At 56.6% G+C, this 22,084-nt stretch carries 16 protein-coding genes and 1 pseudogene; 8 read left to right on the top strand and 9 right to left on the bottom strand.

Features of this window, described 5'->3' with window-relative positions:
* Positions 1-531: 531 nt before the first annotated feature.
* Positions 532-1,293 carry a helix-turn-helix transcriptional regulator gene (locus ACR0IM_RS20630; RefSeq protein WP_480595233.1) on the bottom strand — a complete coding sequence of 254 codons (762 nt, stop codon included), beginning with the start codon at positions 1,291-1,293 and terminating at the stop codon, positions 532-534.
* 129 nt (positions 1,294-1,422) lie between these two features.
* On the opposite strand from ACR0IM_RS20630, the gene ACR0IM_RS20625 reads away from it, so the two are divergent.
* The 8 genes from ACR0IM_RS20625 (at position 1,423) to ACR0IM_RS20590 (ending at position 11,941) form a co-directional block, all read left to right on the top strand.
* A complete protein-coding gene (locus ACR0IM_RS20625) occupies positions 1,423-3,399 on the top strand; it encodes a CocE/NonD family hydrolase (RefSeq protein WP_480683087.1) in 1,977 nt (658 codons plus the stop codon).
* Between the two features lie 21 nt (positions 3,400-3,420).
* Positions 3,421-4,986 (top strand): ABC transporter substrate-binding protein, encoded by a 1,566-nt coding sequence (locus ACR0IM_RS20620; protein WP_480683086.1) that lies wholly within the window; start codon positions 3,421-3,423, stop codon positions 4,984-4,986.
* An 86-nt stretch (positions 4,987-5,072) separates the two neighbouring features.
* On the top strand, positions 5,073-6,011 hold the full coding sequence (locus ACR0IM_RS20615; RefSeq protein ID WP_480595226.1) for an ABC transporter permease: 939 nt from the start codon (positions 5,073-5,075) through the stop codon (positions 6,009-6,011).
* A gap of 12 nt (positions 6,012-6,023) precedes the next feature.
* On the top strand, positions 6,024-6,881 hold the full coding sequence (locus ACR0IM_RS20610) for an ABC transporter permease (protein ID WP_480683085.1): 858 nt from the start codon (positions 6,024-6,026) through the stop codon (positions 6,879-6,881).
* Positions 6,878-7,858 carry an ABC transporter ATP-binding protein gene (locus tag ACR0IM_RS20605; RefSeq protein WP_480683084.1) on the top strand — a complete coding sequence of 327 codons (981 nt, stop codon included), beginning with the start codon at positions 6,878-6,880 and terminating at the stop codon, positions 7,856-7,858. Before ACR0IM_RS20610 ends, ACR0IM_RS20605 begins: the two co-directional genes overlap by 4 nt.
* Positions 7,855-8,778, top strand: coding sequence for an oligopeptide/dipeptide ABC transporter ATP-binding protein (locus ACR0IM_RS20600; RefSeq protein ID WP_480683083.1), 924 nt, complete (start codon positions 7,855-7,857; stop codon positions 8,776-8,778). Before ACR0IM_RS20605 ends, ACR0IM_RS20600 begins: the two co-directional genes overlap by 4 nt.
* Before the next feature lie 11 nt (positions 8,779-8,789).
* Complete coding sequence (locus ACR0IM_RS20595) at positions 8,790-10,436, top strand: amidohydrolase (protein ID WP_480683082.1); 1,647 nt, start codon at positions 8,790-8,792, stop codon at positions 10,434-10,436.
* Entirely contained in the window at positions 10,436-11,941 is a 1,506-nt protein-coding gene (locus tag ACR0IM_RS20590; RefSeq protein ID WP_480683081.1) for a M81 family metallopeptidase, read from the top strand. Before ACR0IM_RS20595 ends, ACR0IM_RS20590 begins: the two co-directional genes overlap by 1 nt.
* Before the next feature lie 352 nt (positions 11,942-12,293).
* Here ACR0IM_RS20590 and ACR0IM_RS20585 read toward each other — a convergent pair.
* From ACR0IM_RS20585 to ACR0IM_RS20550, 8 genes and pseudogenes are all read right to left on the bottom strand, one after another.
* Positions 12,294-13,298, bottom strand: a pseudogene (locus ACR0IM_RS20585) (IS1182 family transposase); the annotation flags it as partial.
* A 403-nt stretch (positions 13,299-13,701) separates the two neighbouring features.
* Positions 13,702-15,057 (bottom strand): NAD(P)/FAD-dependent oxidoreductase, encoded by a 1,356-nt coding sequence (locus ACR0IM_RS20580; RefSeq protein WP_480683080.1) that lies wholly within the window; start codon positions 15,055-15,057, stop codon positions 13,702-13,704.
* A gap of 28 nt (positions 15,058-15,085) precedes the next feature.
* Complete coding sequence (locus ACR0IM_RS20575; protein WP_480683079.1) at positions 15,086-16,513, bottom strand: aldehyde dehydrogenase family protein; 1,428 nt, start codon at positions 16,511-16,513, stop codon at positions 15,086-15,088.
* Between the two features lie 29 nt (positions 16,514-16,542).
* A complete protein-coding gene (locus tag ACR0IM_RS20570) occupies positions 16,543-17,364 on the bottom strand; it encodes an ABC transporter permease (protein ID WP_480683078.1) in 822 nt (273 codons plus the stop codon).
* Positions 17,361-18,257 carry an ABC transporter permease subunit gene (locus ACR0IM_RS20565; RefSeq protein ID WP_480683077.1) on the bottom strand — a complete coding sequence of 299 codons (897 nt, stop codon included), beginning with the start codon at positions 18,255-18,257 and terminating at the stop codon, positions 17,361-17,363. The genes ACR0IM_RS20570 and ACR0IM_RS20565 overlap by 4 nt, the downstream gene beginning before the upstream one ends.
* A gap of 10 nt (positions 18,258-18,267) precedes the next feature.
* The gene (locus ACR0IM_RS20560; RefSeq protein WP_480683076.1) at positions 18,268-19,428 is read right to left on the bottom strand and encodes an ABC transporter ATP-binding protein; all 1,161 of its coding nucleotides are present in this window, start codon (positions 19,426-19,428) and stop codon (positions 18,268-18,270) included.
* A 93-nt stretch (positions 19,429-19,521) separates the two neighbouring features.
* Positions 19,522-20,613, bottom strand: coding sequence for an extracellular solute-binding protein (locus ACR0IM_RS20555; RefSeq protein ID WP_480683075.1), 1,092 nt, complete (start codon positions 20,611-20,613; stop codon positions 19,522-19,524).
* A 46-nt stretch (positions 20,614-20,659) separates the two neighbouring features.
* Positions 20,660-22,072, bottom strand: coding sequence for an aminotransferase (locus tag ACR0IM_RS20550; protein ID WP_480683074.1), 1,413 nt, complete (start codon positions 22,070-22,072; stop codon positions 20,660-20,662).
* Between the last annotated feature and the right edge of the window lie 12 nt (positions 22,073-22,084).

The following is a 22,084-nucleotide window of genomic DNA, read 5'->3' as shown; positions in this document are numbered from 1 at the left end:
GTCGGCTTCGCCCAATACCGTGGTAGATAAAAGCCATCATGTCACACGCCCACGCCACTGTCCGACACACCAGCACCGCAGGCATTCAACTTGGCTAAATGCGAACCTCGCCAATTTCTGCCTTTGTTACACCTGCCCGTCGTTTAACGCGTTCGTAGGATTAGGTGGTTCGTGCTCAGCGCGGGCAACGGAGCGAAAGCCGCCTTTTGCTCATGCTGCTAGTGCCGACGCAGTAATAGTTTGCAGGGGCAGTACGAATATCATTACGTTGCAGCTGATGTCTTTAGACCGGTCATTCCCAACCACAGTGAGTTCCAGGTCTCTATTGGCCTGGATGCGTCCACAGAGCCGTCTTGCAATGGTTGGGAATTTTGATCCCAGGCCTCAAATACTCCAGTCAAACATCAGTGATGTGGGTACGTCATCAGCACGTTTGCGAAGCTGATTGCGGAATGCCTGGATGAAAATGTGTCCTTTCAACTTTATATCGCGCCAAGGAAACCGCACCGCCGCTTATGTTGATCCGACGATTCAAGCCTCGGTCAGGTGCTTCCTGACAGTTGGGTCGATCTTATTGCTTTGGAATGGGTAGATACCACAAGCGGCAATTGCCTCGCGCGCAGTGACGCGCTCGTGCAATCGTTTCCAGATAGTTTTGGCAGCATAGGGATGAGGGTACGGGCGCCAGGCGACGCCCATGGTCATTCCTCGTAGATACTTCAGTTGCTGCCGGTGCGCGGAGTACAAGATGGTGTTGGCTACGCTGCCTTCTCGTGCAAGCTCGTGTTCTGTCACGAATATCCTGTTTCCCCGCATTGTCACCAAGCCGGAATAGCGGGAAATCTGGTGCATGCTTTTGTCTGTCGACGTGGCAATTTCCCTGGAACGAATAGTGAAAAGCCCATCAACTTCCTGGATGCGGATCAATGAACAGAAGATCTTTCCTTCCCAAGATGGCGTGCAGAAATATGAATGGTAAAACCCTACGTAACGCCTCAAGTTTTTCTGTTGACCCCGAAAAGGATCAAGAAATGCGTCTGTGGGCGTTTTGCCAACTTGTGGCACGACACCCTTTAGCATTCGTTCGAAGTTATCAGTTTCAGCGAACAGCTCTGCTTCTGTCAGATCGAAGTGACGCGCAATTCGGCGCATGTTGTGGGCCGAAGGCAGGCTAGAGCCATTCAGGTAACGATTGAATTGCTGTCTGTTGACGCCGATGTCACGACAAATCTGCGAAATGCTCCCGTGTTCTGCGCATAACGACTTTAGGTTTGTGGAAAAATTCTCTGTCACCGGTAAAACCTTTCGCGTTTTGACGCTATAGGACGACAGATAGCGTCAATTCGCACAAGATCGCACAATTTGTTTTCCCTGCAAATTGGTTTCTTCTTCGGCATCAACTCGCAACAGACAAGCCTCCAGATGCCAATTCAGACCATCGAAAACACATGGATCACACTCTCGGATGGACGGAGTCTTGCTGCGCGACTCTGGTTACCCGAAACGAGCCCTGTACCGGCTATTCTGGAATATCTGCCTTATCGCAAACGCGACGGCACAGCGCCGAGAGATGAAACGACACACACAGTGTTCGCTGAGGCGGATTATGCCTGCGTGAGGGTCGACATAACCGGCACCGGGGACAGCGAAGGTCAATTCGATGATGAATACTCTGAGCAGGAACTGCGTGATGGCGAGGAAGTCATAGCCTGGATTGCCGCGCAGGATTGGTGTGACGGGCATGTCGGGATGATCGGAATATCGTGGGGCGGATTTAACGGCTTGCAACTAGCCTTTCGCCGACCACCAGCTTTGAAGGCTGTTATCAGCGTTGCCTCGACCGTGGATCGCTATGCGGATGACATCCATTTTATGGGCGGGTGCCTGCTGAGTGATAACGTGAACTGGGGTAGTCAGATGTTTGCATACCTGACGCGCCCCGCCGATCCGGACCTACGTGCAGATTGGCGAGAGGATTGGCTGGCTCGCCTGCAAAACGTCCCATTCTCTGCCGCAGATTGGTTGCGTCACCAAACCCGTGACTCCTATTGGAGGCATGGCTCTGTTTGCGAGGATTGGTCTGCCATTCAAGTTCCTGTTTTGGCGATCACAGGCTGGGCAGATGCTTATGTGAATGCTCCACCCGCTTTGGCTGCAAATCTGAGGGCACCGAGCAAGGCCGTCATCGGGCCATGGGAACATCGGTATCCTCATATCTCGAAACTTGATCCTGCGGATTTCCATTCCGAAGTCATCGGCTGGTTTGATCGCTGGTTGAAAGGGCAAGAAAATGGTGCAGAGGACCTGCCTGCCTATCGGACATACATGCAGGAGCACTTTAACCCAGCGCCGCAAAATGGCCCTCGGCAAGGTCGTTGGATTGCGGAAGCTAGCTGGCCGTCGCCGCACCTACAGGAACAGATCTGGCACTTGGTTCCCGGCGGGTTTTCCCAAAGCCCAAGCCCTGGTTCCTTGGCAATCGCATCACCTTTTCATGTCGGTATGCAAGGCGGGTATTTCTGTGCTGGCATGCGGATTGACAACGAGCTTCCCGGAGATCAGTCAAGCGATGACGCCTTGTCGCTCTGTTTTAACAGCGCACCATTGCAAGCGCCGATGGAGTTGCTGGGGCGCGCTAAACTGAAGTTTCAGTTTTCGGTGGATCAGCCTGTTGCCCAGCTTGTTGCTCGATTGTGCGATGTGTCGCCGGACGGTGTATCACAACGTATCAGCTATCGGTCGCTGAACCTCTGTCACTACCGCAGTCATGAAGCGCCCGAAACCTTAAGGCCCGGAGAGATTTACGAGGCCGAGATTGCCCTGAATGAATGCGCGCACCGCTTGCGTGAGGGTCATGTGCTGCGGCTGGCCCTGTCGACGTCTTACTGGCCGATCGTCTGGCCGGCACCGAATGCCGTTGAGGTGACATTACACCTGCAGAATTGCACTCTGCACTTGCCTGTGCGCGAAGTTACGCACGAAATACAAGCCTCTGAACCTGGCCAAGCTCAAGGTTACCCGGTTCTTGATGCCGAGCAACTTCGGTCACCTGCATCGCAGTCCGAACAGATCGAGAGCGAAGACGGCCAGATAGTTCTGAAGACGTTTGATGACTACGGTAAAACGCGCGATCCCTACCACGATCTGATTGTCGGTAGCGACGTGCGCATGCACTATGGCATTCATCCGGATGATCCCTCAACCGCATGTTTCGAGACGGCTTGGAATTTCACCTTTGAACGGGCGGATTGGCAGGTTGCCATCTCGACCAAGTGCCGCATGAGTTGTGATGCACAGAATTTCTACCTCTACCGCAAACTACGCGCCACTGAAGGCGCGGATGAAACCGAAGTTCTGACGAAGGAATGGTCCGAAACCGTTCCACGCGGACTTCTATGACTTAGTCCAAGGGAGGATATTATGAAGATCGAATGGACAAAGGCCAATGTTGGCCGCAGGAAGTTTTTGAAAGGCGCAACCGCGCTTGGGGCGGCCACAGCTCTTCCGATGGGATGGGCAAACCGCGCATTTGCGGCAGATGACGGTGTTCTGCGGGTGCGGGCTTATGGTGATGCACAGAATATGGATCCAGCCCATTCCGTTGGTGTTGTTGAAGAAGAGGTTCATGCCTCCATCTACAACAAGCTGATCCAGTATAAGCCAGGCGAGGAATGGGGTTGGCAGCTGGATGCGGCAACGATGATCGAACAGGTTGATCCGACCCACATCAAGTTCGCATTGCGAGACGACATCGGGTTCACCAACGGTTTTGGCGCCATGACTGCCGAGGATGTTAAATTCAGCATGGAACGGGTCGTGGACGACGCGACCGACAGTCCGAACAAACCCGACCTGGGTCCCTTCAGCCATGTTGAGGTAACCGGTGAACGCGAGGGGACGATCGTTCTGAATGAACCGTTCGCACCGATCTGGTCGATTGCCCTACCTTACATTACCGGAAACATTGTGTCGAAAGCGGCGGTCGAAGCTGCTGGTGGCCGGATCGGCGCTGATCCGGTGGCAGAGTCCGGCCCCTACCTGCGGGACAGTTGGTCCCCCAAGGAAAAGACAGTTCTCAAGCGCAATCCCGACTGGAAAGGGGACGCACCCACCTGGGATACCGTCGAAATCTATCCGATCGACGACGAAAACACCGCCGAGATCGCGTTTGAGGCGGGCGAGCTGGATGTAACCCGTGTGTCGCTAGGCTCGGTCGAGCGGTATCGCGCCGGGGTTCCCAATGGTGGATCATTGGTTGAGAAACCCTCGCTTTATTATGTCTGGATGGGCATGAATGTCGAGCATCCGAAGCTGCAGAACCAGAAGCTGCGGCAGGCGATTCAGCACGCGGTGGATGTACCCAGCATTCTCGAGGCTGCATATTTTGGTGCTGCGGAACCTTCGACCGGCATCATTGCACCGGGCCTTGCCGGTCACCGGCCGTCTTCGATGGTGCCGCCTGAGGCGAATTTCGAGAAAGCGGCGCAGTTGCTTGCAGAATCCGGTGAGACCAATGTTACGCTGACCCTCGATACGCTGAACAAGACGACCTTCACCACAACCGCTCAGATCATTCAGGCAACGCTGGCGCAGATCGGGATCACGGTTGAGGTGAACGTTCTGGAATCCGGGGCATTCTGGGCGTCGGGTGACAATGAGAACCTGCAGCTTGTTCTGAACCGCTATTCGATGACTCCGGACCCGTATTATGCGACGTCGTGGTTCACGCCCGAACAGATCGGAAAATGGAACTGGGAACGCTTCAACAGCCCTGAATTCAATGAAATTCATGAAACTGCGGCTGCGGAAACGGATATCGCAAAACGGGCAGAAATGTATCAGCGCGCTCAGGACCTGATGGAAGAAAGCGGTGCTTATCGATTTATTACCCACGAGGCGACACCGGTCATTCACAGCGCACGCGTCATTCCGGCATTGCGGCCAGATGGCCTGTCCCTGCTTCGGTATTTCGGCAAGGCGACCTGAACTCCCCAGGTCGACCAGGTACGGCGGGCGCGTAATGCTCGCCGTACCAAAAACAACGCCACCAAGCCACAAGGAGCCAGTTGGCCATGCTGAATTTCGCAACCCGTCGCTTCGGGCTGTCGCTGCTTATCCTGTTCGTGGCGGTCACCGTCATGTTCCTGATGATCCGCGCCGTGCCTGGCGATCCGGTCCAGATCATGCTGGGCCCGCGTGCCACGCCCGAACTTCAGGCCCAACTCACCGCGGCGCTGGGACTGGATCAACCGATCTGGAAACAGCTTTTGATTTTCTATGGGAATCTTTTGCAGGGTGACCTTGGAACCGATGTTTTCTCGGGCCGGTCCGTGACTGACATCGTGTTCCAGCAATTGCCATTCACGCTGGAGCTGATCTTTGCGTCGATCCTTTGGTCCGCAAGCCTGGGCATTGCCCTTGGTGCTTATGCGGCGGCGCATCCCAATACTTTGATTGATCGGATCGCTGCTGCGATATCTGTCAGCTTTGTCGCTGCTCCGGCTTTTGTTGTCGCGCTTTTGTCGCTTTTGATTTTCGCCGTCCATCTGCAATGGTTTCCCGCCATCGGGGCGGGAGAAGGTTTTTGGGACCGCCTAAACCATCTGGTTCTGCCGGCTTTCGCGATCGGGCTCAGCTGGGTCGGCTATATTGCCCGTCTGGTGCGGGCATCGATGCTGGAGGTTATGGGCGAAAGCCATGTGCGTACGGCCCGGGCTTTTGGTATCGCCGAACGTCGCGTGGTCATGGTTTACGCGCTTCGCATCGCCATTCTGCCGGTGGTTACCGTGATCGGCGTTGGGATGGGCTTTCTTCTCAGCTCGGCCGTCTTTGCCGAAATCGTTTTTGCCCGGCCGGGGCTGGGTAAACTGGTCATCGATAGCATTACGACCCGAAACTACCCGATTGTTATGGGCTCAGTCCTCATATCCACCGCGTTGTTTGTGGTTTCGACCGCGTTGGCAGATTTGATCAACGCGTTGCTCGATCCACGTGCACGTACGGCTCATTGAGGGGGGAAAGTGATGGAAAAATCTCGTTCCGAATTGGGTCAGATCATCATCGGGGTCGCCCGCGACCCGCTTGGCCTAATGGGCTTGATCATCGTCGGCATCATCGTGTTCTGCGCAATATTCGCAGCCTGGATCGTGCCCTACGACCCGATTGCCATGGATATTAAATCGCGCATGCAAGGACCATCCGCTGCACACCTTCTGGGGACCGACCAACTTGGGCGCGATACGTTTTCGCGGGTGATTGCAGGGGGTCAGGTTGCGCTCAAGGTGGCATTGCCGGCCGTGTTCGGCGCAATGGCGATTGGTCTGACGCTGGGCATGATAGCCGGGTATGGGCCGAAATGGCTCGACAACTTACTGATGCTGTTCTTCGATACCATTCGATCCTTTCCGACCGTAATGTTCGCGCTGGCCGTAGTTGCGCTGGTCGGGCCCAGCCTGCAGACAGTGGTGTTCGTGGTCATGGCAACTTCGATCCCGACCTATGGGCGCGTTGCACGGACGCAGACACTGACGCTGCGCAATTCCGAGTTCATTCTGGCCGAGCGGTCGATGGGGGCGAGCATGGCGCGCATATTGGGCGTTCATATGCTGCCCAATATCATCGGCGTTCTGGCAGTGCTGGCAGCCATGGATATCCCTACAGTCATCGCGCTTGAGGCCGGACTGTCCTTTCTGGGACTGGGTGTAAAACCCCCCACACCTAGTTGGGGTGCCTTACTGAAGGATGGCTATTCCTTGATCCGTCAAACCCCTTGGCTGGTGGTTGGCGGGGGCCTGCCGATCATTCTGGCAACACTTGGGTTCACGTTCCTGGGCGAAAGCCTGCGCGACGTGGTTGATCCGAAACTGAGGAAACAGCGATGACCGATACACTTCTGGAAATCGACCACCTCAGCGTCGATTACGAAACAGGGCGGGGCTATCTCAAAGCCCTGAGGGATATCACATTCGACGTCAACAAAGGTGAAATCGTTGGCATTGTCGGGGAATCTGGTTGTGGCAAATCCACCCTGATTTCATCCATCCTACGGCTGACCGCGCCCAATACGCGGTTCCGTGAGGGAGAGATCAGGTTCAAAGGGCAGGATCTGTTGCAGGCTTCCGAGCGTCATATGCGCGATCTTCGCGGGGCAGACATTTCAATTGTCTTTCAGGATCCGATGCAAACCCATAATCCGGTTCTGACCATCGGGCAGCAGATGCTGGACATTCAGCACCGCTCCAAACAGTCAAAGGCTGATAAGCTGGCCCACGCGGCCAAAATGCTGGGTGCTGTTGGTATTCCCGATCCCGAGGCGCGTCTGAAACAGTATCCGCATGAGTTTTCTGGCGGGATGCGTCAGCGGATCGCCATCGCGATGGCCTTGATGTCCGAGCCTGATCTTTTGATCGCGGATGAACCGACCACCGCGCTGGATGCGACGCTTGAGGTGCAGATCATTGAGCGTCTGCAAGAACTGCAGCGCGAGTTTCACTGTGCCATCCTGTTCATCTCGCATCATTTGGGCGTGATCGCAGAACTCTGCGACCGGGTGGTGGTGATGTATGCCGGTGCGGTTGTCGAAAGCGGAGAGGTGCGTGAGATTTTCCACAATCCCAAACACCCCTACACGCGTCGACTGATCGAGTGTGACCCCGGTCACATCAAAGAGCGCGCCCGCGTTTTGCCAACTATTCCAGGCGAAGTGCCCGATCTGGCCAACCTGCCGGGGGGCTGTATCTTCCGCGACCGCTGCGATCAGGCCATGCCCCGTTGCGCCACCGAAGTACCCCCACTGGATCAACTGAAACAAGGCCACCACGCCGCGTGCTGGCTGAACCATGAGGAGGCCACAACATGAGCTTGCTGAACGTTGTGGACCTGCACACCAGCTACGGGCCGGTCAATGTGCTGGCAGGTGTGAGCTTTACCGTAAAACCCGGCGAGACCTACGCGCTGGTCGGTGAAAGTGGTTCTGGCAAAACGACCGTGATACGCGCCATTGCCGGTCTTGCGCCTGCGCAAGACGGCTCGGTCACTTTTGAGGGTCAGGAAATTCGTGGCGCCCCGGAAAGTGTCATGCGTCCGTTGCGCAAAGACATGGCAATGATGTTTCAGGATCCAGTCGGAAGCCTCTCGCCACGCCTGACCATCCGCAGCCTGATCACCGAACCCTATCGTATTCAGGGCATGAAAGACCGCGATCTGGATGCCGAGGCTAGACGCCTGTTGGAAATGGTGAACCTGCCGACGCATTTTGCAGATCGCTATCCGTATCAGCTATCAGGAGGTCAGGCACGGCGTGTGGGCGTCGCACGCGCGTTGGCGTTGGAACCCAAGCTGATCCTTGCGGATGAGCCGACTGCCGGTCTCGATGTGTCGGTGCAGGGTGAGTTACTGAACCTGCTCAACGATCTGCGCGAACGGCTGGGGCTGGCGATGGTGATCATCACCCATAACCTCAGCGTCGTGCGTCATGTGGCTGACAGAATGGGGATCATGTATCTTGGCCGATTGGTCGAAGAAGGTCCAACCGAGACAATCTTCAACGACCCGCGCCATCCTTATACCCGTTGCCTTCTAAGCGCCAACCCGGAACCAGATCCGGATGCGCGATTGGAACGGATCGCCCTCAAAGGGGAACCACCCAGCTTGCTTAAACGCCCCTCGGGGTGTGAATTCCGCGAGCGTTGCCCCTTTGCCCAGGGCATCTGCACCCAGACCCCGGAATGGGAAGTGGACGGTGGCCACGGGCTGCGTTGTCTAGCCCCGCTGTCGTAGCAGGAAAACCGATGCCAAGCACACTCTATTTCAACGGTACAATCCTGACGATGGATGAACAGAACTCATCGCCAGAGGCAGTTCTGACCGAAGGAAACAGAATTCAGGCGGTGGGTGCCGAGGCTGATCTGCGCGCACGCATGACGGCGGATTCTCAGGAGTACAACCTTCAGGGTCGTACTCTGATGCCTGCATTTATCGACCCGCACGGGCATTTCCCAGATCCCGGGTTTATCCGGTTGTTCCGAGTCGACCTGTCGTCGCCTCCTCTAGGGGATTGCAGGGAAATGTCGCAGGCGCTGGACAGGCTGCGAGAGAAGGCCGACGCAACGCCCGAGGGTGAATGGGTCATGGGGGTTTCGTTCGACAATACGTCCATTCTCGAGGGTCGAATGCCGACACGGGCTGAGTTGGATGAAGTTTCACAACGGCATCCAATCTGGGTGATTCACGCATCGGGACACAATGGCGCGGCAAATTCTCTGGCGCTCGAGAGGCGCGGGGTAAATCGTCAAACACCTGATCCAGAGGGTGGTCGCTTTGGCCGTGATCCCAAAACCGGAGCCCTGACGGGATTGATAGAAGGGTTATCGGCCATGGGAGAGATGGGCGATACTGACTTCCTGATTGACCGCGAAAGGTTCTGGCAAGGCTTTGACGCCTGTCGTGACGAATACCTCGCCCATGGGGTGACTTATGCCCAAAATGCCTGGGCTTCGCAAACCATGTTGGATCACTTTGCCAGCCTTTCTGCCGATCAGGACCCGGGAATTGACATAGAACTCTTACCTGTCGGAAGTCTGGAGCCTGAGTTGTCTGCCAACTGGATCGGCACGAACTGGCCGGGAAACTCGCACTTCACTCTGGGTCCACGCAAACTGTTCACTGATGGGGCATTTCAGTTGCAAACCGCGTATCTGTCTGCCCCGTATTTCAAGCCGACCAACCCGGATCACCCTTCTGGAATGGTATACACCTCGCAAGAGCAATTGGATGCCGACGTCAGTAAGCTCCATGGCAAAGGCTTACAGATTCATTGCCACTGCAATGGCGATGCCGGCGCAGAGATGTTCATAGATGCGGTGGAAAAGGCGCTTCTAGTGCACCCACGCCAAGATCATCGTCACACCATTATCCACGGTCAGGCCCTGCGGGATGATCAGTTAGAGCGTATGGCTCAGCTTGGAATAACAGTCAGCTTCTTTCCCGCTCATGTCTTTTTTTGGGGGGATCGCCACTATGACACCTTCTTGGGGCCCGAGCGGTCCGAGCGGATATCACCAGCGGCCTCAGCTGAACGGTATGGCGTGCGATATACGATCCACAACGATGCCTCGGTCACGCCAACACGTCCAATCCACTTGGCCCATTGTTCGGTAAATCGGAAAACTGTTTCAGGCCGCGTACTGGGTGAGGACCAGAAAATCAGCGTTCAATCAGCTTTGCGCGCCCAAACCATCGACGCCGCTTGGCAGGTTTTCAAGGAAGATCAGCGCGGCTCCATCGAAACGGGGAAAGTCGCTGATTTCGTGGTTCTTTCGCGCAATCCACTGCACGCGCCGGAGCGCCTGACCGATACACAAGTGCTCGAAACAATTCGCAACGGTCAAAGTGTATTTGCCGCCACGGGTGCCGAGCAAGAAATCGAGCACACATAATGACCTTCAAGCGTGTTGCGATCGCAGGGTTTCAGCATGAAACCAATTGTTTTGGTGTGACGCAAGCCGGTCTGCACGAATTTGAAATGGCGGATTCCTGGCCCGGTATGTTGTATGGAACGCAGGTGGTTTCGGAAACAACTGGCATGAACCTTCCGATCGCAGGTTTTGCCAAGACCGCAGTAGCAGCAGGGTTTGAAGTCGTTCCAATCCTGTGGTGCGCCGCCGAGCCGTCCGCACATGTGACCGATCATGCTTTTGAAACGATTTGCGGGATGCTGTTGGACGGGCTCAAAGATGCGGGCCACATTGACGGCGTTTATCTTGACCTCCACGGGGCAATGGTCACCGATAGTTTTGCAGATGGTGAAGGAGAGTTATTACGTCGTGTGCGAGAAACTGTGGCCTCCAATATTCCAGTGGTCGCAAGTTTGGACCTGCATGCCAACATCTCTGCTGAAATGGTTGAATACGCCGACTATTTTTCGATTTTTAGGACTTATCCTCACTTGGATATGGCGGAAACGGGCGCCCGTTGCGTAACCGTACTGCAGCGTTTAATAGCGGGTGAAACACTTTCCAAGGCGTTCCAACCGGTGCCTTATCTCATTCCCCTGCATTCGCAGCATACCGGATCCGCGTTGTTCAACGAAATTTATCAAATGCCGGCCAGATTTGAGCAGCAGGAAATCTTGGCCGAAATTGCTCTTGGATTTACAGCAGCGGATTTCCCCGACACCGGCCCGTCTTGCGTTGTCTACGCATCCACAGCCGAGAAAGCCGTCGCTGCCGCAGAAGAAATCGTCTCCTTGTTTATGTCCCGGGAAGCCGACCTCGATTGTTCGATGCTGTCTCTGGAGGAAGCCGTATCGACATGTCGTCAAAGGCGGAAGAAACCCATTGTTCTCGCAGATGTTCAGGACAACGCCGGTGCAGGCGGGACGTCTGATACCACGGGACTGTTGGCAGCACTGATTGAGGGTGGAACAAAGAGTGTCTTGATGGGTTTGTTCCATGATCCGCAAAGCGCAAGGCAAGCCCATGAGGTTGGAGAGGGCGCCTTGGTCGAATTGGCAATTGGCGCAAAGTTCGATTTGGCTGGCCAGATTCCAGTCATAGCAGAGTTTGAGGTTCTGGCTTTGAGTGACGGCACTTGCCGCTATACCGGAGAAATGTATGGGGGTGGTGTCGCAACGCTTGGTAAGACGGCGGCGCTACGGTTAGTTGGGCAAGAGGCCGAAATCGATCTTGTTGTCACAAGCCTACGCAATCAATGTCTGGATCGTGCACATTTTACTCATATCGGCCTAAACCCTGAGAGCTATTCAGTGATTTGCGTTAAGAGTACCGCACATTTCCGGGCGGATTTTGAACCTATAGCTGGAGATGTATTTGCGGTTTCTTCTCCAGGCGCATTTCTCTGCGACCTCAAAAAAATCCCTTACACTTGTGTTACCAGACGGCTGCCCAACACTTGCAGTGCTTCCACCAGCCGACACAAATGAAGGTCTATTGAATTCGGAACTACTCATTCTCCGGCTGACCAATGCGAACAGGCACGCGATCGGGAGGTTTAAATTCTGTCGCTTGATTGAGAGGGTATTTGAAAGGAAGGTGCTGCTCGAAGCCGTATTGAGGAGTTACGGCAAACTGCTCATAATTCCTATGATCTGAATGTCAGCTTTCGACATCGGATTTCAATTTTTTCGCAAATGCAGCGAAGGACCGGTATCCGCCGATTCTGTTGAAAAGCAACGTGTTGCCGGCGCAGAAAGTGAGGCGCTGAACAGAGCGCGAGCGCCTTTCTGGTCAGGCTTTGCGCGTTTGCTGCGGTGCAGGAAAGATCTTAGCTTATTTGCGGCGAAACTGCCTGAGCGCGTGGCCTGCTGGGCAGATGTACTGACCATTTTCAGCATCCCATTCGAAGTCGGCGCGCGTCCAGGTACCGTCGTTGCGCCCGGATTTATCAAAGACAGGAATGTGCGGCGCGATCTTGCGGTCGACCAGCCATCCAAGAAGTGGCCCGGTGTCATAAGCGGTGTCGGCGATCAGCCATTCTGGATGCAGGTCGAACTTGTCCTCTACCCGGTCCAGCATGGTTTTGGTTGATCCGACTTCAGCTTGTCGGATGGACCGTGTGACTTCCACATCGACGATGACCCCGTGATCGGTGTCGATCAGATAGTAGTCGGAATGGCTAAAGAATGCTGGGCCTTTACGGGCCGCCGTTCACTGGCTGGCCGGATCAGAATGAGAGGTGAACTTTCGTTGCACCTCGCTGGCGGCACCGAATGCGGCTTCATCTAACGTGTCCAGATACTCGCTAACGGCGCGAGGGGCATCGGTCGGGTCGATGTCGGAGGCGTCCCAATCTTCCTTCGGCGTCGAGTTCTGTTCGTTAGAGTCCGCCTCTATCAGGATGGCATCAATTGCCAGACGCTGGCCGCTAACCAAACCTTCCGCGATGCAACGCGCAACAGTCGTCTTGAACAGATGACGCAGCGGCTCACTCTCACGGAACCGGCCATGCCGGTTCTTGGAAAATGTTGAGTGATCTGGCACCCGGTCGTTCAGATCAAGACGACAAAACCAGCGATACGCCAGGTTCAAATGCACCTCTTCGCACAATCGGCGTTCTGACCGAATGCCGAAGCAATACCCAAACAGAAGCATGAGTATCAGCAGCTCCGGATCAACCTATGGGCGGCCAGCGTGGCTGTGGAAGTCGGCGAGATGCGCTGGCGTACTGGCCAGATCAACAAACCGATCAATCGCGCGCAGCAGGTGATCTTGGGCAACATGATGCTCAAGCGAGAATTCGTAGAACAACGCCGCCTGAGCATCCTTCTTCGGTCCCATCATCGCTTTTTCTCGCAATCCATACCGGAATTGAATCAGCGACTTACCTCACGATCAAGCAAGAGTTTTTCAACGAAATACGCCCGTGCTGTTTTTCGCTGCCAACGCAAAGCGTACAATGCAGCCGTTGGTTCCAGGAGCGGCAACGGCGGAGTTGTCCCGCGGAATGTAAGTTTGATCTGTTTACAGTTCTGCGCTCGCGGCGAATGTCAACAATGCGGGCTGCAGCCGCAGAAGCAGTGGTGTGTGGTGAATGTCTCTTAAGGGCCGTTCTCGCAGCTTTGCAAAGCGCGGTTTCTGAATTCAACTGCCGACGGTTGAAATCACAGCGAATGGCAATACCCTGCCCCTTTGCGGACAGGACGTGTTTGGTTTGGGCTATTTGTCAAAATTGGAATTTCCGGAACTACCAACCCAGATCCCTCATTCCGTAAAACGTGTATGCAAGCGGCAGGCTGTGGCGGCGAAGTCTGGGGAAAGGGATTGCCGCAGGCTGTTGTTGCATGAGCGAAGGCAAAGGTGATTTGTAGGGCTTGCCAGCCGCAATTCCTGCCAGCAACCGCCCGGTATAGGTCGCCATTGCAACACCGCCGCCGTGATAGCCAAACCCGGTCCAGGCGCGTCGCCAGTTTCCGATCTGCCCGGCATAAGGAATAAGGCCTCTGGTGAGACAGACCAGACCGCTCCAGTGAAACTCAGTTTCCGCGCAGATCAGCGCCGGGAACATGGCCTCGAATTCGTGGCGGATCTGACGCCGCATCCGCTGCATTGAGCCAGCTGTGATGTTGCTGGTGCCGCGCATTCCAAACAGCACACGGTTGTCCGGCAGCAGGCGAAAGTAGTGCAGGAGGTTACGGGTGTCGTATGCGATGCGCCGGGTCGTCCACCCCTGGGTCTGTTTTTCCAGTTCGGTCAATGGCCGCGTGACCATGATATGTGACACCACCGGCAAGTAGCGCCCCCGCAGCCAGTCCGGAAGGTTGTCGCTGCTGTAGCCGTTGCAGGCGACGATGAGACGATCAGCCTTAATCCTGCCGGTAGGCGTTTCGATGATGTAAATCCCGCCCGGCTCTTCATGCACCGAAAGCGCAGGGGTGCTGCCGTGAATCACAGCGCCGGCCTGCTGTGCTAGACGGGCCAGACCAGCAGCATACTTGCCTGGGTTCAAGCCGAAGCCTTGGGGCAGCAGAAAACCACCGTGGAAACCGTCGCCGTGCAAGCCTTCCTGTTGCATCTCCTGTGCTGACAGAATCGGGCAATCAACCCCGGCATAGCGGCGCAGACCCTCCGCCACCTCTGGTAGTGCACGCGCGGCTGAGGCGTTGTGGGCCAGGCAGTATTCTCCGTCAACCTGGGCCTCTGCCTCAATGCCACCGCTGGAGGTGAGATCTCGGACCAGGGCGACGGCCTCTTTCTGGGCGCTGTAGAAAGAGCGCAGGTCATCCTCGCCGAAGCGGCTGATGATCGCGCTATCTGCCAGTTTGGCGCCGCCGAAGCCGCAGAAGCCGGCATTACGCCCTGATGCCCCCCAGCCGGGCTGGGCGGCCTCGATTACAAGCGGCGCCTCGCCGTAGTCGCGGGCGAGATGCAGAGCCGTGCTGAGACCGGTGTAGCCAGCACCGATAATGGCCACGCCCGCGCGCCGATCCCCGTCCAGCGCCGGAAAGGCAGGCGTGGCAGGCATCGTAGCCTCCCAATAGCTGCCAATCGGTGTCTCGGTGTCATAGGCGTGGGCGTCGTAGATGCGGTGAAGATTTGGCATGGCGTTGGTCCGTTCCGGCGGCGCCCCTTCAGAGCGCTGCGATCACCTTGGTTTCAAGATATTCGAGAATACCTTCACGGCCGCCCTCTCGCCCGACGCCCGACCTCTTGATCCCACCGAAAGGAGAGCCCGCGCCAAGGAAGGCACCGTTCACATTGACCATACCCGCGTGCAGGGCGCGTGCGACGCGGGCCGCGCGGTCACTGTCGCCGGTTTGCACATAGGCAGAAAGGCCGTAAGGCGTATCATTGGCAATGGCGATAGCTTCCGCCTCGTTGTCGAAGGGGACCATTACCAGTACTGGGCCGAAGATTTCCTCCTGTGCAATGCGCATTGCATTGTTTACATCGGCAAAAACGGTGGGACGGGCATAGTAGCCAGTCTCAAATCCTTCAGGCTTGCCAAGTCCGCCGGCGACCAGCCGCGCGCCTTCGGCAATACCGGCCTCTATCATCTCCTGCACGCGGGTATATTGCTGCGCGCTGGACAGCGGCCCCATGTGATCGCCCGGTTCAGCGGGGTTGCCGACGGTCATTCGCTCGCATTTCACCTGCGCCAGTTCCACTGCGCGGTCATAGACGGTGTATTCTACCAACATCCGGGTGGCAGCATCGCAACTCTGACCAGTATTAATGAAACAGGCTTCGATACCCTCGGCGACAGCAGTTTCCAGATCGCAATCGGCAAAGATCAGGTTCGGGGACTTGCCACCCAGTTCCAGTGCCACCTTCTTGACCGTTTCCGCCGCGTCCCGAGTCACCGCGACACCGCCGCGGGTCGACCCGGTGAATGATATCATGGCGACATCCGGGTGGCGTGACAGCGCAGCACCAACCACTGGGCCTTCGCCGTGAACCAGGTTGAATACACCCGCAGGTACACCAGCCTCATGCAGTACTTCAGCATAAAGAACCGCGGAAAGCGGTGTCAGTTCCGAGGGTTTCAGAACCATTGTGCAGCCCGCCGCCAACGCGGGCCCGACTTTCAGCACGATTTGGTTGATTGGCCAGTTCCATGGGGTGATCAGCCCGCAAACGCCTACCGGCATCCGCACCAGCGTGTCGCCATTGGTCAGCCTCTCTTCAAAATCAATTGCTTTCAGGTCAGCAATAATGGCTTCCAGATGGTCGATGCCCACCTGGGCCTGCATCTCACGCGACATGGAGATCGGGGCACCCATCTCCAATGAGATGGCCTGTGCAAAATCATCAACGCGGGCGGTGTAGACCTCCAGCACTCTTTCAAGGAGCGCGATTCGATTCTCCCGGCTGGTGGCGGCAAAGGCGGGCAGCGCAGCCTTGGCTGCAGCAACCGCGGCATCGACGTCGGCTTCCTTGCCAAGTGCGAGATGGCCGAGAGACTGTTCGGTGGCAGGGTTGATCACTTCAGCAGTGCTGTTGCCGCAGGGTGTGGTCCAGTTGCCGCCGATATAGAACTGGGACATGTTGTACTGCATTGTCGTTTCCGATCTGGTTGGAGGGAAGGTCACGCGGCGGCCATTGCTGCGCGGGTTTCCTGTTTCTGGCGACGTTCTTGTCGGCGGTTGATGAGCGACGCGGCGATGACACCGGTGGCGACGACGCCTATCAGCATGGTCGAAAGAGCATTGATCTCGGGCGAGACACCAAGCCGGACAGAGGAATAGAGCTTCATCGGCAAGGTGGTGGATCCGGGTCCTGAGGTAAAGGTGGCGATCACCAGGTCATCGAGTGACAGAGTGAATGACAACAGCCAGGCCGAGATCACCGCAGGCGCGATTACCGGAAGGGTCACCTGACGGAAGGCGGAAAACGGAGTGCAACCCAGGTCCAGGGCTGCATCCTCCAGCGACCTGTCAAAACTTGACAGCCGGGAGGTGACCACCACTGAAGCATAGCACATGGAAAAGGTCGCGTGAGCGATGGTGATGGTCCAAAACCCACGGTCGAGACCAATGGCAACAAACAGCAACAGAAGCGACAGGCCTGTCACTACCTCGGGCATCACCAGAGGGGCGAAGATCATGCCGGATAATAACGTGCGTCCCGGAAAACGACCCATACGTACCATGACAATGGCGCTGAGGGTGCCCAGGATTGTGGCAAGCGTCGAAGAGACAAAGGCGATGCGGAGCGTACTCCAGGCCGCTTCAAGGTAAGCTTCATTGTTCAGCACGATACCATACCATTTGGTGCTGAAGCCGCCCCAGACGGTAACGAGGCGCGAGTCATTGAAGGAATAGATCACCACCAGCAGCAACGGCAGGTAGAGGAACACAAAGCCTAAGGTCAGCGATGTCAGGTTGAACAAGTTGAAGCGGCGGATCATCCCAATTCCTCCTGATGTTTCTGCTGATGGCGTTGAAACAGTACGATCGGCACTATCAGGATAGTAAGCAGCACGATGGCCACGGCCGCAGCGATGCCCCAGTCGCGGTTGGAGAAGAACTCGAGCCACAGGGTCTTGCCGATCATCAGTGTTCCGGATCCGCCCAGAAGATCCGGGATAACGAATTCGCCGATTGCGGGAATGAAGACCAGAAAACAGCCCGCGATCACCCCTGGCAGCGATAGCGGCAAAGTGATCTGGCGAAATGCTGCAAATGCACTGCAGCCGAGGTCTTCGGCCGCTTCCAGCAGACGGCCGTCAATCCGCTCCAGTGAGGCGTATAGCGGCAGGATCATGAACGGCAGGTAGGAATAGACGATGCCGATATAGACCGCGATTTCGGTGTGGATGATGGCCAGCGGCTGGTCGATGAGGCCGAGCTTCATCAGGGTGAGGTTCAGGAACCCCTCGTTCTTGAGAATGCCGATCCAAGCATAGATGCGGATCAGGAAGCTGGTCCAGAACGGCAGGATTACCAGTAGCAGGAGCGTCTTGCGCCATTCCTGCGGAGCCTTGGCCATGGCATAGGCAACCGGGTAGCCGATCAGCAGGGCGAGGAGGGTTGCGATGCCGGCGACCTTGACGCTGTTGAGGTAGGCCTTGAGGTAGATGCCGTCCTCGGCCAGCCAGAGGAAATTCTCGAAATCAAGCTCCGCGAAGGATGCACGCAGCCCGGCAAGCCCCTCATCCAGGCTGAAGGTGGGGGCATAGGGCGGACTGGCGGTGACGGAATCCGACAGGGAAATCTTGATGACGATCAGGAAGGGCACCAGGAAAAAAAGCGTTAACCACAGGTAGGGCACGAGGATAAGCAGGCGTCGTGATGTAATCATGATCCTGCCCTCACGCATCGACCAGCACGCAGGCACCTGCGCGCCAGCTGAGCCAGACCCTATCGTTCCAGTCGATCTCGCGCCGTGAGGTCAGCAACCGGTTGGCTTCCTGCGCACGGATCAGAAGGCCTCCGTCAAGCCGAACCAGAAAGGTTGAGGCGCTGCCGGTATAGGAAATTTCTTCGACTGTACCCTCGACCATGTTCACGTTGTGCGCTGCTGCCGGTTGGTCCTTGGTGAGGTGGATTTTCTCGGGGCGCAGCACCAAGATCTTGCGAGCACCGGGCGTCAGAACATCACCGGGCTGTGGGCGGAATACCAGTTGGGTGCCGCCGTCCCAACGGGCTATCGCCAGTTCTCCCTCCATGCCCGACAGCTCGATATCCAACAGGTTCACATTACCAATGAAGTCAGCAACATAGCTGGATGCAGGGTGTTCATATATCCGCGCGGGCGTGTCGGTCTGCAAGAGCTTGCCTGCCTTCATGACGGCGATACGAGAGGAAACGGTCATTGCCTCTTCCTGATCATGAGTGACGATTATGAAGGTAAGGCCCAGCCGGTCCTGAACGTCCATCAGCTGAAACTGTGTTTCCTCGCGCAGCTTTTTGTCGAGCGCGCCCAGCGGCTCGTCCAACAGCAGCACTTTGGGTTTCTTGGCCAAAGAGCGCGCCAAGGCCACCCGTTGCATCTGTCCGCCAGACAATTGGTGCGGCTTGCGGTCTGCAAACCCTTCGAGCTGTACCAGCGCAAGCATCTCATCCACACGGTCCTGAATGTCGTGCTTCTTCCAGCGTTCCTGCTTGAGACCGAAGCCGATGTTCTTGGCCACCGACATATGTGGAAACAACGCGTAGGACTGGAACATCATATTGATCGGCCGCCGGTTTGCCGGGATACCTGTAAGATCCTGCCCATCCAGCAGAATGCGGCCCGAAGTTGCGTCTTCGAAACCCGCCAGCAAACGCATCATCGTGGTCTTGCCGCAGCCGGAGGGGCCGAGGAGCGAGAAAAACTCGCGTTTCCGAATGTCCAGGTTCAGATCCGAGATTGCAGTGAAGCCACCAAAGGACTTGGTCACATTCTCGAAGCGGATCAATGGTGTCCGGGGCTGTTCCTCCGGACTGGCAGGTTCGGCGTGGGCGGCATGGGCCGGATCAAAGAGGTTCATTGCTGCAGGTTCCTCTGTCGCTGGTCTCTGCCGCGGACCGGGCGGGTGCCGAGGCAGAGCTAAGGATACGCGGCCCGAAAGCCGTGCGTCAGGTCACTCGCCGGTACGGACTTTCGACCATGTGCGGGTGTAAAGCCGCTCGGTCTTTCGGTCCTGCAACACAGGGGTATTCAGCATCTCCATCGTCTCTTCGGTCGGATAGACGGCGGGGTTGCTTGTCAGTTCCGGGTCTATCTCAGCCTGGGCGGTGAAGTTGGCGCTGCCGTAGCGGATGAAGTTGGCATTCTGGGCCGACACCGAGGGCTGCATCAGGTAGTTCAGGAAGGCGTGGGCCTCGTCCACGTTTTTGGCATCGGCCAAAATGGCGAGGCCATCAAAATCCAGCAGCGTGCCTTCTTCCGGGATGATGTATTCCAGGTTGACGCCATTGCTGGCCTCTTTAGCGCCGTCCGCAGCCCAGTAGGCATCACCGCTCCAGGTCAAGCCGAGGCAGGCGTCGCCATCAGACAGCGCTCCGATCATGCCATCGGTCGAAATCTGGGCGATATTGTCACGGATTGCGCCGATATGCGCTCCGGCTGCCGCAATCTGGTCCTTGTCGCTAGTATTCGGGTTGTAGCCCATGTCGATCAGCGCGGCACCAATCACGTCGATCGGGGAATCGGCGATCATTACACTGCAGTCAGTCAGCTTGCCGGAAATCTCGGGATCAAACAGTAGATCCCAGGATTTGGGATGGTCTTCGCCCAGACGCTCCGCCAGCTTGTCGGTGTTATATGCAATGCCGAAGGTCCACCAGTTGTAAGGTACCAGGTATTCGTTGCCGGGGTCGAAGGTCTCGATCAGCCCGGCGATCTTGGGCCAGACATGTTCCAGGTTCGGAATCTTGGACTTGTCGATCTTCTGTAAAACTCCAGCCGAGATTAGCCGGGCGGTGCCAGTGGAGGAGGGTACTATGATGTCATACCCGGAACTTCCCGCCAGCACTTTGGTTTCCAGCATCGCGTTGGAATCATAGGTGTCATAAGTGACGTCGATTCCGGTTTCCGCTTCAAAGGCTTCGATGATCGCAGGGTCGAGATAGTCGCTCCAGTTATAGATCACCAGTTCGCCCTCTGCCGCAGCGGCGATGCCCCAGATAATCGCGGCCCCGGCCATAAGGCTGGTTGTCAGCTTGGTATTCATGGTTTCCTCCCGTGATGGGGTTACGTTTTTTCTTGGGGTGCGGACCTCAGGCCCGCTCCTGTTCCAGTTCGAGCCCCTGACCCAGCAATTCCTGAGTAGCGTGCTCGACGCCTTCGGTAAGCATGTCGAACATGTCGTCGATCTGTGCCTCGGTGATCACCAGTGGAGGTGAGAAAATCGCCATGTTGCCATAGGGGCGGACCATCAGACCCAGTTCCTGGCAGCGAGCGTCAATGACGGCACCAATGCTCGCATCAATCTCGGTACTGGCTTGGCCGTCGCGGGTCAGCGAGCATTCAATGCAGCCCACCAACCCCATTCCACGCACATCCACAATCAGAGGTAGCTCCAACATTTGACTCAGGCGCTTCTGGAAATGCGGGGTCACGTTGCGGACGTGCTCCAGAATGCCGTCGCGCTCAAAAATCTCAATGTTTTTGAGACCGGCGGCGGCACAAACCGGGTGTCCGGAATAAGTGTAGCCACTGGTGAAATAGACGTCCCTGGAGATATCACCCTCGATGTCCTTGAACAGACGGTCGGAGAAGATCGCGGCCCCCATCGGTGCATAGCCCGAAGTCAAACCTTTGGCGCAGGTGATAATATCCGGAGTGACACCGAAGAGTTCCTCGGAAGCGAACCAGTAGCCAAGCCTGCCAAAGCCGGTGACGACCTCGTCCGAAATGTAAAGGACGTCATGTTTGCGGCATATCTCCAGGCAGCGTTTGTGGTAGCCTGTGGGCGGTACGATCACGCCACCGGAGCCCAACACCGGTTCGGCGATGAAGGCGGCAACGTTATCCGCGCCCAGGTCCAGAATTGCGTTTTCCAGATCCGCCACCTTTTCTTCGAGGAAGTCTTCGATGCTCATGCCCGCGGGGCGGCGGAAGGCATTCACGTCAGGCAGGAAATGCGGGATGGACTGGTCGGTGTCGAACCACTGGCGTTCGCTCGGTTTGCCGCTGAGCGAGGCGGTCAGGTAGGTGCCGCCGTGATAGGCATGCGCCCGGGTGATGATGCGCTTCTTGGACGGCTTGCCCAGCAGATTATTGCGGAAGTGGACAAAGCGGATAGCGGTGTCTACTGCCGTTGAGCCGCCGGTTGTGAAATAGACCCGGTTGAGGTCGCCCGGTGCAAGCTGGGCAATGGCGTGGGCGAATTCTGCGCTCACCGATGTTGCCTCGCTGAAGGGCGAACAATAGGCCATCTTGCGGGCTTGCGCCGCCATTGCATCGGCAATTTCAGTGTTGCCGTAGCCGAGCTGCATGCACCACATGCCGCCGGGGCCGTCGATCACCTTGTTGCCATGCTCGTCGTATACATAGATGCCTTCGGCATATTCGCTGAACGTCCTGTCGGCTTTTCCGGCGCCTTGGACTTCCAGTCCTTCCCACGGATGGAAGTAATTTTCCTTGTCCCAGGTTTTGAAGTCTTCGAAGTCGTTTCCAAGTTTGGTCATCACGGTCCTCTG

The organism is Ruegeria sp. BF6 (assembly GCF_056538665.1).
This window is presented reverse-complemented; position numbering and strand designations above follow the sequence as displayed.

Bases quoted from the DNA above. Each gene is read 5' to 3' on its own strand.
- ACR0IM_RS20555 (WP_480683075.1), bottom strand. From the start codon at position 20,613: ATGAATACCAAGCTGACAACCAGCCTTATGGCCGGGGCCGCGATTATC.
- ACR0IM_RS20600 (WP_480683083.1), top strand. From the start codon at position 7,855: ATGAGCTTGCTGAACGTTGTGGACCTGCACACCAGCTACGGGCCGGTC.
- ACR0IM_RS20560 (WP_480683076.1), bottom strand. From the start codon at position 19,428: ATGAACCTCTTTGATCCGGCCCATGCCGCCCACGCCGAACCTGCCAGT.
- ACR0IM_RS20570 (WP_480683078.1), bottom strand. From the start codon at position 17,364: ATGATCCGCCGCTTCAACTTGTTCAACCTGACATCGCTGACCTTAGGC.
- ACR0IM_RS20575 (WP_480683079.1), bottom strand. From the start codon at position 16,513: ATGCAGTACAACATGTCCCAGTTCTATATCGGCGGCAACTGGACCACA.
- ACR0IM_RS20580 (WP_480683080.1), bottom strand. From the start codon at position 15,057: ATGCCAAATCTTCACCGCATCTACGACGCCCACGCCTATGACACCGAG.
- ACR0IM_RS20620 (WP_480683086.1), top strand. From the start codon at position 3,421: ATGAAGATCGAATGGACAAAGGCCAATGTTGGCCGCAGGAAGTTTTTG.
- ACR0IM_RS20565 (WP_480683077.1), bottom strand. From the start codon at position 18,257: ATGATTACATCACGACGCCTGCTTATCCTCGTGCCCTACCTGTGGTTA.
- ACR0IM_RS20610 (WP_480683085.1), top strand. From the start codon at position 6,024: ATGGAAAAATCTCGTTCCGAATTGGGTCAGATCATCATCGGGGTCGCC.
- ACR0IM_RS20605 (WP_480683084.1), top strand. From the start codon at position 6,878: ATGACCGATACACTTCTGGAAATCGACCACCTCAGCGTCGATTACGAA.
- ACR0IM_RS20615 (WP_480595226.1), top strand. From the start codon at position 5,073: ATGCTGAATTTCGCAACCCGTCGCTTCGGGCTGTCGCTGCTTATCCTG.
- ACR0IM_RS20625 (WP_480683087.1), top strand. From the start codon at position 1,423: ATGCCAATTCAGACCATCGAAAACACATGGATCACACTCTCGGATGGA.
- ACR0IM_RS20590 (WP_480683081.1), top strand. From the start codon at position 10,436: ATGACCTTCAAGCGTGTTGCGATCGCAGGGTTTCAGCATGAAACCAAT.
- ACR0IM_RS20595 (WP_480683082.1), top strand. From the start codon at position 8,790: ATGCCAAGCACACTCTATTTCAACGGTACAATCCTGACGATGGATGAA.
- ACR0IM_RS20550 (WP_480683074.1), bottom strand. From the start codon at position 22,072: ATGACCAAACTTGGAAACGACTTCGAAGACTTCAAAACCTGGGACAAG.